The following is an 11,264-nucleotide window of genomic DNA, read 5'->3' on the forward strand; positions in this document are numbered from 1 at the left end:
GTGGTACCGCGAGCGCAACTCTCGTCCCTGCCAAGGGATGGGAGTTTTTTTATAGAAAAAACAAAGGGGAGGATCATCATGAAGAAACTGACATCTGCCGAAGTGCGGCGCATGTTTTTGCAGTTTTTCCAGGAAAAAGGCCATGCGGTGGAGCCGAGCGCGTCGCTCATTCCGGTTGACGACCCGTCGCTGCTGTGGATCAACAGCGGCGTCGCGACGTTGAAAAAGTATTTTGACGGCCGCATCATTCCCGAAAATCCGCGCATTTGCAATGCGCAAAAATCGATCCGCACGAACGACATCGAAAATGTCGGGAAAACGGCGCGCCACCATACGTTTTTTGAAATGCTCGGCAACTTTTCGATCGGCGATTATTTCAAGCGTGAAGCGATTCATTGGGCATGGGAGTTTTTAACGAGCGACAAATGGATTGGCTTTGATCCGGAACGGCTGTCCGTCACGGTCCATCCGGAAGACGAGGAAGCGTACAACATTTGGCGCAACGAAATCGGCCTGCCGGAAGAACGGATCATCCGCCTCGAAGGAAACTTCTGGGATATCGGGGAAGGCCCGAGCGGCCCGAATACGGAAATTTTTTACGACCGCGGTGAAGCGTTCGGCAACGATCCGAACGACCCAGAGCTGTACCCGGGCGGGGAAAACGAGCGCTACTTGGAAGTATGGAACCTTGTCTTTTCGCAGTTCAACCATAACCCGGACGGCACGTACACGCCGCTGCCGAAGAAAAACATCGACACCGGCATGGGCTTGGAGCGGATGTGCTCGATTTTGCAAGATGTGCCGACAAACTTTGAAACCGACTTGTTTATGCCGATCATCCGCGCCACCGAGCAAATTTCCGGCGAACGGTATGGCGAAGACCGGGAGAAAGACGTCGCGTTTAAAGTGATCGCCGACCATATTCGCGCGGTGACGTTTGCGATCGGCGATGGGGCGCTGCCGTCAAACGAGGGCCGCGGCTATGTATTGCGCCGCCTGCTCCGCCGCGCCGTGCGCTACGCGAAACACATCGGCATTGAGCGTCCGTTTATGTACGAGCTCGTCCCGGTTGTCGGCGAAATTATGCATGACTATTATCCGGAAGTGAAAGAAAAAGCCGATTTTATCGCCCGCGTCATCCGCAGTGAGGAGGAGCGGTTCCATGAGACGCTTCACGAAGGGCTCGCCATTTTAAGCAACGTGATCGAGAAGGCCAAATCCGAAGGAAGCGACGTCATCCCCGGCGAGGACGTGTTCCGCCTGTACGATACGTACGGCTTCCCGATCGAGCTGACGGAGGAATACGCGGCAGAAGCGGGAATGAAAGTCGACCATGACGGGTTTGAACGAGAAATGGAACGGCAGCGCGAACGGGCACGCGCCGCCCGCCAAGACGTGGATTCGATGCAGGTGCAAGGCGGCGTCCTTGGCGACATTAAAGACGAAAGCCGCTTCGTCGGCTACGATGAGCTCGTCGCTTCTTCCACCGTTCTCGCCATCGTCAAAGACGGACAGCTTGTCGAGGAAGTCCGCGCCGGCGAAGAGGCGCAAATCATCGTCGATGTGACGCCGTTTTACGCTGAAAGCGGCGGCCAAATCGCCGACCAAGGAACGTTTGCCGGCGAGACGGGAACGGCGGTCGTCAAAGATGTGCAAAAAGCGCCAAACGGACAGCATCTTCATTCGATCGTCGTCGAGAGCGGTACGGTGAAAAAAGGTGCGGTGTATACGGCGCGCGTTGATGAAGCGAAACGGGCCCGCATTATCAAAAACCATACGGCAACCCATTTGCTCCATCAGGCGCTGAAAGACGTGCTCGGCCGCCATGTCAACCAGGCGGGCTCGCTCGTCGCTCCAGACCGGCTCCGTTTTGACTTTACCCACTTCGGGCAAGTGAAGCCGGAGGAGCTTGAGCGCATTGAAGCGATCGTCAACGAGCAAATTTGGAAAAGCCTTCCGGTCGACATTTTCTACAAACCGCTTGAAGAAGCGAAAGCGATGGGCGCGATGGCGCTGTTTGGCGAAAAGTACGGCGACATCGTCCGCGTCGTGAAGGTGGGCGACTACAGCTTGGAGCTGTGCGGCGGCTGCCATGTGCCAAACACGTCAGCCATCGGCCTGTTTAAAATCGTCTCCGAATCGGGCATCGGCGCCGGCACGCGCCGCATTGAGGCGGTGACCGGGGAAGCGGCGTACCGCTTTATGAGCGAACAGCTGGCTATTTTGCAAGAGGCGGCGCAAAAGCTGAAAACAAGCCCGAAAGAATTGAATGCGCGTCTTGACGGACTGTTTGCCGAGCTGAAAGAGCTCGAGCGCGAAAACGAATCGCTGTCAGCCCGCCTCGCGCATATGGAGGCAGAGCACCTCACCCGCCAGGTGAAAGACGTAAACGGCGTGCCGGTGTTGGCCGCGAAAGTGCAGGCGAACGACATGAACCAGCTGCGGGCGATGGCCGATGACTTGAAGCAAAAACTAGGCACTGCAGTCATTGTCTTGGCGGCGGTGCAAGGCGGAAAAGTGCAGCTGATTGCTGCGGTGACCGACGACTTGGTGAAACAAGGATTCCACGCCGGCAAACTGGTGAAAGAAGTGGCGTCACGCTGCGGTGGAGGAGGCGGCGGACGGCCGGATTTGGCGCAGGCAGGCGGCAAAGATGCGCAGAAAGTCGCCGAGGCGCTCAACTATGTCGAAACGTGGGTGAAATCCATTTCCTAAATGGGCGCGGATCGTGTACAATGGATGTAAGAGAAGGGGATGGCCCGAACAAAGAGCGAGGTGGAAACGGTGAGCTCGTTTGATCAAACGATGCAGTTTCATTTTTCCGAAGAGCCGGCGGAAACGAATGTCCGCGAAGTGTTGTTGACGGTGTATGACGCCTTGCAAGAAAAAGGCTACAACCCGATCAACCAAATTGTCGGCTACCTGCTGTCCGGCGACCCGGCTTACATCCCGCGCCATAAAGATGCGCGCGCGCTCATCCGCAAAATCGAACGTGACGAATTAATCGAGGAATTGGTGAAATTCTATTTACAGGGGCAACGAAAGGATTGACCGATGCGGATATTGGGGCTTGATCTCGGAACGAAAACGCTCGGCGTCGCGGTGAGCGATGAGCTTGGCTGGACGGCGCAAGGACTCGAGACGATCGCCATCGATGAGGAGCGCGGCGATTATGGTTTAGAGCGGCTGCGCGCCCTTATCGATGAGTACGGCGTCGATGCGATCGTCGTCGGATGGCCGAAAAACATGAACGGCACGCTCGGACCGCGCGCTGAGGCAAGTGAGCGGTTCGCCGCCAAACTGCGCAAGGAGTTTTCTTTGCCGGTTGTGCTCTGGGATGAACGGCTGTCGACGATGGCCGCCGAGCGGATGCTGATTGCCGCCGATGTCAGCCGGAAAAAGCGGCGGAAAGTCATTGACAAAATGGCGGCGGCCGTCATTTTGCAGTCATATTTGGACAGTAAACGATAAATTGGAGGAGAAAACATGGAACACGGAGACCGTCACATTACCGTTGTCGACGAACATGGCAACGAGCAGCTGTGCGAAATTTTGTTTACGTTTGAATCGGACGATTTTGGCAAATCGTACGTGTTTTACTATCCGGTCGGCGCCGAAGCCGAAGACGAGGACGGCGAGACAGAGGTGCACGTCTCAGCCTTTGTCCCAGGCAATGAAAACGAAGAGGGCGAGCTGCTCCCGATCGAAACGGAAGAAGAATGGGATATGATTGAAGAAGTGTGGAATACGTTTTGCGCCGAGCAAGAAGGAGAAGACGAGGCGTAACGGACAAAACGGCTGCCTGCGGGCGGCCGTTTTTTAGCGTCCAAAGGCGAAAAATGCCGAAAGTTGTAGTATAATATGGCCGATGAAAGGAGGCTGGAAATGAACCAGAATGGTTTCAAGGCGCCCAAGGCGCGGCTTGGACGGAAAACCGTCTTGATCGTCTGCGCCGTCCTGCTGGCTGCAATCGTCATCGCCGGCGCCGGCAGTTTTTTCTACATCCGTTCGGCGTTCCAGCCGGTTGCTCCGAACGACCGCACTCCTGTCCATGTGTCGATTCCGGTCGGCTCATCGGCGGCGGATATTGCCGAACAGCTTGAACGAAAGCGGCTCATTAAAAGCGCGGCCGTCTTTCGCTTCTATGTTCGCTGGAAAAACGAGTCAGGCTTTCAAGCGGGGGAGTATGAGCTGACGCGGGCGATGCCGATGGCGCGCATCATCGAGCTATTGCAAACCGGCCGGTCGCTAAAAATCGGATTGAAGCTCACCATTCCAGAAGGGTCGCAGCTTGTGCAAATCGCTGCCATCATCGCCGCCAAAACCGGGTACAAGCAGGAAGACGTGATGAAGCTGTTGAACGATCGCGCGTATATTGAACAGCTTCGCCGCACGTACCCTGAGTTGTTGACAGCGGACATTTTTCAGCGCGGCATTCGTTATCCGCTTGAAGGCTACCTGTTTCCGGCCACTTACGTGTTTGCCGACCAAAAGCCGCCGCTTCCGGAGATCATTGAGGCGATGGTCGCGAAAACGGCGGAGGTGCTCGGTCAATACAAAGAGACGATGAAAGAAAAACAATTGTCGCCGCATCGATTGTTGACCCTGTCGTCGTTAATCGAAGAAGAGGCGACCGAGAAAGCCGACCGCGAAAAAATCGCCAGCGTCTTTTACAACCGGCTGCGCATCGGCATGCCGCTGCAAACCGATCCGACCGTCCTGTACGCGCTCGGCAAACATAAAGATCGGGTGCTGTATAAAGACTTGCAAGTTGATTCGCCGTATAATACCTACATTCATCAAGGGCTGCCGCCCGGTCCGATCGCCAACGCCGGCGAGATGTCGATCGAAGCGGCGCTTCAGCCGGCTGCGACCGACTATTTATACTTTCTGGCCACTCCGGCGGGCGACGTCATTTTCACGAAAACGCTCGCCGAGCATAACCGCGAAAAAGCGAAATACATTGGGAAACAATAGCGCAAACTGGAAGTTGCTTGCTCAATGGGCAAAACGGCTTCGCTTTTTTGCCCGTTTATGATACTATAATAAAGTTGAACAGCGCCGCCGCCTGAATCGGGCGGCGGCCAACGATAAGAGTCGGTTGGCGGCTCTTATTTTTCATGCTGATGACATGATCGACGGAGGAGGAGGAGTCCTCTTGCTTTCAGAACATATCGTCCGTTATTTGCGGCAGCTGCGCCCGGCGCCGGATGCAGAAATCGCGGAAATGGAGCGGTACGCCCGCGAACAGCGCGTGCCGATCATCGATCCGGTGAGCATGGAGGTGCTGCTGTTTGTGTTGAACTTGGCTGCGCCGCGCCGCATTTTGGAAATCGGCACCGCGATCGGCTATTCGGCGATCCGGATGGCGAAGGCGCTGCCGGATGTGCGCATTGTGACGATTGAAAAAGACCGGGAGCGGTACGAGCGCGCCCGTTTTTATATCGAGAAAATGAACATAGCCGGACGGATTGAGGTGATTTTGGGCGATGCGCTTGACGCTGTGGCGGATGCGGCAGCGGCGGCGCCGTTTGATGTGCTGTTTATCGACGCGGCCAAAGGGCAATATGAGCGCTTTTTTACGCTGTATGAGCCGCTTCTGGCCGAGGGCGGCCTTGTCATTAGCGACAACGTGCTGTTTAAAGGGCTTGTCGCGGCTGAAGAGCCTGCGGGCAATAAGCGGCTGTGGAACATCGCGCAAAAAATCCGGCGCTACAATGAATGGCTGATGGCCCGGAGCGATTACGACACGGTCATCATTCCCGTTGGCGACGGGCTGGCTATATCGAAAAAACGAGGTGAACGAGAATGAAAAAACCGGAATTGCTCGTCACGCCGACGAGCGTTTCCCATATTGAGGAATTGGCTGAAGCGGGAGCGGACGCTGTAATGATCGGCGAACAGCGCTATGGCTTGCGGCTTGCCGGCGAATTTTCCCGCGCCGACGTTGCTGCGGCCATCGAAGCGGCTCATCGGCACGGCATGAACGTGTATGTGGCGATGAACGCCATTTTTCATAATGACAAAGTCGATGAACTGGGCGATTATATCGCTTTTGTCGCCGCCGCCGGCGCTGACGCCATCGTGTTTGGCGACCCGGCCGTGCTGTTGACGGTTCGCGAGGCCGCCCCTCATATGAAGCTCCACTGGAGCACGGAAACGACGGCGACGAACTGGTATACGTGCAACTATTGGGGGCGAAAAGGAGCGAAGCGCGCTGTGCTCGCCCGCGAGTTGAACATGGACGCCATTTTGGAAATCAAAGCCCATGCCGAAGTGGAAATCGAAGTGCAAGTGCATGGGGCGACGTGCATGTACCAATCGAAGCGTTCGCTCATCGGCAACTACTTCGAGTATCAAGGAAAAGTGATGGAAATTGAACGAAAAAAATATGAAAAAGGGATGTTTTTATACGACAAGGAGCGCGACAACAAATATCCGATTTTTGAAGATGAAAACGGCACGCATATTATGAGCCCAAACGATGTTTGCATCATCGACGAGCTTGGCGACATGATCGAAGCCGGCATTGACAGCTTCAAAATCGATGGCATTTTGCATGAGTCTCGCTACATTACGGAAGTGACAAAGCTGTACCGCCGCGCCATTGATATGTGCGCCAAAGACCGCGAGCAGTATGAGCGGGAAAAAGAGGGGCTGCTTGCCGCCGTTGAGGCGCTCCAACCGCCGCACCGCCGATTGGACACCGGATTTTTCTTCAAAGAGACGATTTATTGACAAAGGAGGGAGAACGAATGCTGCTGAAAAACGACCGCATTTCCGAAATCGTTGACGGCAAGCGCGTCATTGTGAAAAAACCGGAATTGCTTGCGCCGGCCGGCAACCTGGAAAAGCTGAAAATTGCCGTCCATTACGGGGCGGATGCCGTCTTTATCGGCGGCCAAGAGTACAGCCTGCGCGCCAACGCCGACAACTTCACGATTGACGAAATTCGCGAAGGAGTTGAATTTGCCAACCGATACGGAGCAAAAGTATACGTCACGGCCAACATTTATGCGCATAATGAAAACATTCCCGGCCTTGACGACTATTTGCGGGCGCTCGAAGATGCCGGCGTCCATGGCATTATCGTCGCCGACCCGCTCATTATTGAGACGGCGCGCCGGGTGGCGCCGAAGCTTGAAGTGCATTTAAGCACCCAGCAATCGCTTTCGAACTGGAAAGCGGTCCAGTTTTGGAAAGAGGAAGGGCTCGAGCGGGTCGTGCTCGCCCGCGAGGTGAGCGCCGAGGAAATTCGGCAAATCAAAGAAAAAGTCGATATCGAAATCGAGGCGTTCATCCACGGAGCGATGTGTTCCGCCTACTCGGGCCGCTGCGTGTTGAGCAACCATATGACGGCGCGCGACTCGAACCGCGGCGGGTGCTGCCAGTCGTGCCGCTGGGACTATGACTTGTACCAGCTGGCTGACGGACGGGAAATCCCGCTGTTTGCTGAGGGCGATGCTCCGTTTGCCATGAGCGCGAAAGATTTAAACCTCATCCGCGCCATTCCGGCGATGATTGAGCTTGGCGTTGACAGCTTGAAAATTGAAGGGCGGATGAAGTCGATCCATTATGTGGCGACGGTTGTGAGCGTCTACCGGAAAGTGATTGACGCCTACTGTGCCGACCCGGATCATTTCACGATTCGCGAAGAGTGGGTGCGGGAGCTTGACAAGTGCGCCAACCGCGAAACAGCGCCGTCGTTTTTTGACGGGTTTCCGGATTATACGAACCATATGTACGGCACGCACAGCCGGAAGACGACACATGAGTTTGCCGGCCTTGTGCTTGGCTACGATCCGGAGACCGGCATCGCCACCATCCAGCAGCGCAACCATTTTAAACCGGGTGATGAGGTCGAATTTTTCGGCCCGGAAATCGAAAACTTTACCCAAGTGATCGACACTATTTGGGATGAAGACGGCAACGAGCTCGATGCGGCCCGCCACCCGCTGCAAATCGTCAAGGTGCGAGTCAAACGCCCTCTCTTCCCGTACAACATGATGAGAAAGGAGAATTGAGATGGCGGACAAGCCCGTTGTCATCGGCGTCGCCGGCGGCTCCGGCTCGGGAAAGACGAGCGTCGCCCGCGCAATTTATGACCATTTCGGCGATCACTCGATTCTTGTGCTCGAGCAAGATTTTTATTACAAGGACCAAAGCCATCTCCCGTTTGAAGAGCGGCTGAAGACGAACTACGACCATCCGTTGGCGTTTGACAACGACTTGTTGATCGAGCACGTTCATCGGCTGCTTCGCTATGAGCCGATCGACAAGCCGGTGTATGACTATAAGCTGCATACCCGTTCGAACGAAGTCGTCCGCGTCGAGCCGAAGGATGTCATTATTTTGGAAGGCATTCTCGTTTTGGAGGATGAGCGGCTCCGCAATTTGATGGACATCAAAGTGTACGTCGACACCGACCCGGACATTCGCATCATCCGCCGCCTCATCCGCGATATGAAAGAGCGCGGCCGCACGTTTGATTCGGTCATTGAGCAGTATTTGTCCGTCGTGCGGCCGATGCACAACCAGTTTGTCGAACCGACGAAACGCTACGCGGACGTGATCATTCCAGAAGGCGGGCAAAACGCAGTCGCCATCGATTTAATGGTGGCAAAAATTCGCACAGTTCTTGAACAAAAAGCGTTTTTATAATAACATAACAGAGACAAAACAATATATTATATACCAAGTAAGCGTACGAACAGTTGTTTTTCTGTTCGTACGTTTTACATAATGCAGAACATAGAGGAGTGAGACAAATGGCGAATGAAAAGCAGTATCCAATGACGAAAGAGGGAAAAGAGAAACTGGAACAAGAGCTTGAGTACTTAAAAACGGTCAAGCGGAAAGAAGTCGTTGAACGAATCAAAATCGCCCGCGGGTTCGGGGATCTGTCGGAAAACTCGGAATATGACGCCGCGAAAGACGAGCAAGCGTTTGTGGAATCGCGCATTCAAATGCTTGAAAACATGATCCGCAACGCCGTCATCATTGAAGAAGACAAAGAAAACCCGGATGTCGTCTCGCTTGGCAAGTCGGTGACGTTCATCGAGCTTCCGGACGGCGAAGAAGAGACGTACACGATCGTCGGCAGCGCCGAGGCCGACCCGTTCGAAGGGAAAATTTCCAACGACTCGCCGATTGCCAAATCGCTTCTCGGCCGCCGCGTCGGCGATGAGGTGACGGTGCAAACGCCGGGCGGGGAAATGCTGGTCAAAATCGTGGCGGTCAAATAAACAGGCGGACCGCCGCGTCCGGGCCGCTCCGAATGAAGGCTGCAGCAAATCGCCGCCGACGGCACGTTTGAAAGGAAAACACCTCGTCGAAACTGATGATGAGGTGTTTTCATTATGTGGAAAAAACGGACAATCGTCACCATCGCGCTCATCCAGGCTGCCTTGCTGCTGCTGATCGGCCGGTTAGCGCAAATCCAGCTCATTGATCCGGAATCGTTTGCCGGCCGCAATTTAATCGCGGAAAGCGTCGCCCAGCGTACGCAGGAGCTGACGATTGACGACGGGCGCGGCTCGTTCGTCGACCGGAATGGCCGCCCGCTGACAAAGCGGTACGTGCCGTCGCTTGTGCTGTTTCCGTTTTTGGCGACGATGAAATGGCCGATTGAGCAAGTCGCCCGCATCGCCGGCGTTACGGTGGAAGACATCCGCCGCCAGCTTGAGGAGGCAAACGGCCCGTTCATCCTGCAGCAAGACGGCGAGCCGCTCGCCTTAAGCGCCAGCCAAATGAAGCAAATTAACGACTTGCGCATCCCCGGGGTTTTTGCTGTCAAGAAACAATATCCGCTTGAGACGGTGTATGCGCCGCATTTGCTTGGCTTTACCCGGAAGGATGAGAAGCTTCTGCGCACGCGCTATCCGAAGCGTTCGCTCCCGCCGCAGGCTGAAGTTGGCATTCAAGGGCTTGAGAAGGCGTTCGACGAGTTTTTGCTCACAGATGGCGAAACGAAGCTGTTGTACCACGTTGACGCTGAAGGAAGGCCGCTGTTTGGGCTTGATGTGAAATACAGCGACCCGGGCAATCCGTTTTACCCGGCGACTGTCCAAACGACGCTCGATCGTGATATCCAGCAAGAAATGGAGCAAATCGTGGACCGGTACGGGTTGAAAAAAGGCGGGCTCGTCCTGCTCGAGGTGGACGACAGCAGCGTGCTCGCCATGGTCAGCCGCCCCAATATGAATCCGCGCGACCCGTATAAAAACCGCGGGGCGGAAAATCAAATGGTGCTGCCGCAAATTCCCGGCTCCGTCTTTAAAACGGTTGTCGCCGCCGCGGCGCTTGAGGAAGGGCTGGCTTCGCCTGCTGCGATGTTTGATTGCAGCAAAAAAATTGACGGCACGACGCTGGATGAGGAGCACGACTACGGCATGCTCAACTTGGCCGACAGCTTTGCCGTCAGCTGCAACAACGCGTTTGCCGCGCTCGGCAAACAGCTTGTTCGCCATGACCCGGATGCATTGGAAACGTATGCGGAAAAGCTCGGGTTGTATCCGACAGCCGGCTGGGAAGGAGCCGTGTACCATGAGGAACATTTCCGTCAATTTCCAGAAGAGCAGAAAGGAACGATTTGGCACGACAAGCGCGATAAGCGGGTGCCGCTTGCCGTGGCGCAAACGGCCATTGGGCAAAAAGATGTGCGCGTCTCCCCGCTTGGCGTCGCCAACATGATGGCGACGATCGCCCGCGGCGGCGAGGCCTTGAAGGTGCGGGTCGTGGACAAAGTGCTGTATAAAAACGGGACGACGTTGTTTTCTTTTTCACCCGAGCCGGCGACGGACAAGGAGCCGCTTGCGCCGCAAACGGCAAGGCAGCTCCAGCAGCTGCTGCGCGGCGTCGTCATCAATGAAGACGGCACCGGCCGCCGCTTTCGCTCGCTTCCGTACGAAGTGGCCGGCAAATCCGGGACGGCGGAGACAGGAAAAACGAAGGGCGGCAGCGAATTAATCAATAAATGGTTTGCCGGCTATTTCCCAGCTGACCGCCCGAAATACGCCCTCGCCGTCGTCGAGCTCGACTGCCCGAGCGGACAGGCGGCCACGAATGATGTGTTTGCCGCGGCGGTTGAGGCGCTTTATGCGTATGACCGAAACAAAAACGACCAGGAGTGACGAATCGATATAATGAATTCGTTGCGGCCACATAAAGGAGCATTCCCGTTAGGAGCTTTTCCGGGGACTTGATCAAAAAAAGCCCTCTTGGTATGATGCAGGGGTGTCAAACAATACCTACCATCATGCCAA

11 protein-coding genes are annotated in these 11,264 nt (G+C 55.4%); all 11 read left to right on the top strand.

The annotated features are described in order from the left end of the window. The first annotated feature begins 78 nt into the window (after window positions 1-78). Window positions 79-2,715: an alanine--tRNA ligase gene (gene alaS / locus CV944_RS08710; protein WP_100664081.1), complete on the top strand. Its 2,637-nt coding sequence runs from the start codon at window positions 79-81 to the stop codon at window positions 2,713-2,715. 69 nt (window positions 2,716-2,784) lie between these two features. Then, window positions 2,785-3,051, top strand: a complete 267-nt coding sequence (locus CV944_RS08715) for an IreB family regulatory phosphoprotein (protein WP_015375467.1) — start codon at window positions 2,785-2,787, stop codon at window positions 3,049-3,051. A gap of 3 nt (window positions 3,052-3,054) precedes the next feature. Further along, window positions 3,055-3,471, top strand: a complete 417-nt coding sequence (gene ruvX, locus CV944_RS08720) for a Holliday junction resolvase RuvX (protein WP_100664082.1) — start codon at window positions 3,055-3,057, stop codon at window positions 3,469-3,471. A gap of 15 nt (window positions 3,472-3,486) precedes the next feature. Beyond that, a complete protein-coding gene (locus tag CV944_RS08725; RefSeq protein WP_044743322.1) occupies window positions 3,487-3,786 on the top strand; it encodes a DUF1292 domain-containing protein in 300 nt (99 codons plus the stop codon). Between the two features lie 99 nt (window positions 3,787-3,885). Next, window positions 3,886-4,977, top strand: a complete 1,092-nt coding sequence (gene mltG / locus CV944_RS08730) for an endolytic transglycosylase MltG (RefSeq protein ID WP_094239003.1) — start codon at window positions 3,886-3,888, stop codon at window positions 4,975-4,977. A 181-nt stretch (window positions 4,978-5,158) separates the two neighbouring features. Next, window positions 5,159-5,812 carry an O-methyltransferase gene (locus tag CV944_RS08735; RefSeq protein WP_033014754.1) on the top strand — a complete coding sequence of 218 codons (654 nt, stop codon included), beginning with the start codon at window positions 5,159-5,161 and terminating at the stop codon, window positions 5,810-5,812. Beyond that, complete coding sequence (locus CV944_RS08740; protein WP_100664083.1) at window positions 5,809-6,738, top strand: peptidase U32 family protein; 930 nt, start codon at window positions 5,809-5,811, stop codon at window positions 6,736-6,738. Before CV944_RS08735 ends, CV944_RS08740 begins: the two co-directional genes overlap by 4 nt. A gap of 17 nt (window positions 6,739-6,755) precedes the next feature. After that, window positions 6,756-8,024, top strand: a complete 1,269-nt coding sequence (locus CV944_RS08745; RefSeq protein WP_033011943.1) for a peptidase U32 family protein — start codon at window positions 6,756-6,758, stop codon at window positions 8,022-8,024. 1 nt (window position 8,025) lies between these two features. Next, entirely contained in the window at window positions 8,026-8,661 is a 636-nt protein-coding gene (gene udk / locus CV944_RS08750) for a uridine kinase (protein WP_033014751.1), read from the top strand. Between the two features lie 107 nt (window positions 8,662-8,768). Beyond that, window positions 8,769-9,245, top strand: coding sequence for a transcription elongation factor GreA (gene greA / locus CV944_RS08755; RefSeq protein WP_011232025.1), 477 nt, complete (start codon window positions 8,769-8,771; stop codon window positions 9,243-9,245). Between the two features lie 114 nt (window positions 9,246-9,359). Continuing rightward, on the top strand, window positions 9,360-11,132 hold the full coding sequence (locus CV944_RS08760; protein ID WP_100664084.1) for a peptidoglycan D,D-transpeptidase FtsI family protein: 1,773 nt from the start codon (window positions 9,360-9,362) through the stop codon (window positions 11,130-11,132). Window positions 11,133-11,264 lie beyond the last annotated feature (132 nt).

Origin of the sequence: Geobacillus sp. WSUCF-018B, assembly GCF_002809985.1 — a bacterium.
GTDB classification, from domain to species: domain Bacteria; phylum Bacillota; class Bacilli; order Bacillales; family Anoxybacillaceae; genus Geobacillus; species Geobacillus thermophilus.

Excerpts from the sequence above, each read along its gene's own strand:
- alaS (WP_100664081.1), top strand. The coding sequence starts at position 79 with ATGAAGAAACTGACATCTGCCGAAGTGCGGCGCATGTTTTTGCAGTTT.
- CV944_RS08745 (WP_033011943.1), top strand. The coding sequence starts at position 6,756 with ATGCTGCTGAAAAACGACCGCATTTCCGAAATCGTTGACGGCAAGCGC.
- CV944_RS08740 (WP_100664083.1), top strand. The coding sequence starts at position 5,809 with ATGAAAAAACCGGAATTGCTCGTCACGCCGACGAGCGTTTCCCATATT.
- mltG (WP_094239003.1), top strand. The coding sequence starts at position 3,886 with ATGAACCAGAATGGTTTCAAGGCGCCCAAGGCGCGGCTTGGACGGAAA.
- CV944_RS08760 (WP_100664084.1), top strand. The coding sequence starts at position 9,360 with ATGTGGAAAAAACGGACAATCGTCACCATCGCGCTCATCCAGGCTGCC.
- greA (WP_011232025.1), top strand. The coding sequence starts at position 8,769 with ATGGCGAATGAAAAGCAGTATCCAATGACGAAAGAGGGAAAAGAGAAA.
- ruvX (WP_100664082.1), top strand. The coding sequence starts at position 3,055 with ATGCGGATATTGGGGCTTGATCTCGGAACGAAAACGCTCGGCGTCGCG.
- udk (WP_033014751.1), top strand. The coding sequence starts at position 8,026 with ATGGCGGACAAGCCCGTTGTCATCGGCGTCGCCGGCGGCTCCGGCTCG.
- CV944_RS08725 (WP_044743322.1), top strand. The coding sequence starts at position 3,487 with ATGGAACACGGAGACCGTCACATTACCGTTGTCGACGAACATGGCAAC.